At 66.0% G+C, this 608-nt stretch carries 1 protein-coding gene and 1 pseudogene; one reads left to right on the top strand and one right to left on the bottom strand.

All coding sequences use genetic code 11. The features are described from left to right. A pseudogene (locus ACMUOY_RS20215) lies at positions 1 to 315 on the bottom strand (3-oxoadipyl-CoA thiolase); the annotation flags it as partial. Positions 316 to 424: 109 nt separating this feature from the next. Between ACMUOY_RS20215 and ACMUOY_RS20210 the strand changes: the two are divergent. Next, on the top strand, positions 425 to 608 hold a 184-nt coding region (locus ACMUOY_RS20210; protein ID WP_413894525.1), incomplete at its 3' end, for a hypothetical protein.

Raw genomic sequence — 608 nt, 5'->3', positions numbered from 1 at the left:
GGCGCGGATCGCCCGCGCCGCCTGTCCGATGGCATCCATGCCCGAGCCGCAGAGCCGGTTGATCGTCGTCCCGGGCACGTTGACCGGCAGCCCCGACAGCAGCACGGCCATCCGGCCGACGTTGCGGTTGTCCTCGCCGGCCTGGTTGGCGCAGCCGAAGATCAGGTCATCCACCTTCGTCCAATCGACCTGCGGGTTGCGGTCCATCAGCGCGGTGAGGGGGATCGCGGCGAGATCGTCGGCGCGGACGGCGGCCAGCGCCCCCGCATAACGCCCGATGGGCGTTCTGACCGCGTCGCAGATGAAGGCGTCCATGTCGGTGCTTCTCCCCGAGTCGTCTTGCTTGTTGGCCTGACATTAGCCGACCGGTCGGTCAATGTATAGCGAAAAGCGTCACAGGCCGTTAAAAAAAGTTGGACAGTGTGTGACGTTTCGCCAAGGCTCGCGCAAGGGAAGCGTGACGGAGATGGCAGGGCCGATGCAGCCGCGAAAGACTCTGGCGGATCAGGCAGGTTCTGATCTGGCCGGGATGTTTGCCGGGCTCGCGGACGCCTTCCCGATCAGCGCCGCACCCTTCGTCGTGACGCTCTACGGCGATGTCGTGGCCC

The sequence above is a fragment of the Candidatus Skiveiella danica genome, assembly GCF_022705245.1.
GTDB classification, from domain to species: Bacteria; Pseudomonadota; Gammaproteobacteria; order Burkholderiales; family Burkholderiaceae_C; genus Skiveiella; species Skiveiella danica.
Note: the sequence above shows the minus strand (reverse complement) of the source record. Positions and strands in the feature narration are given on the sequence as shown.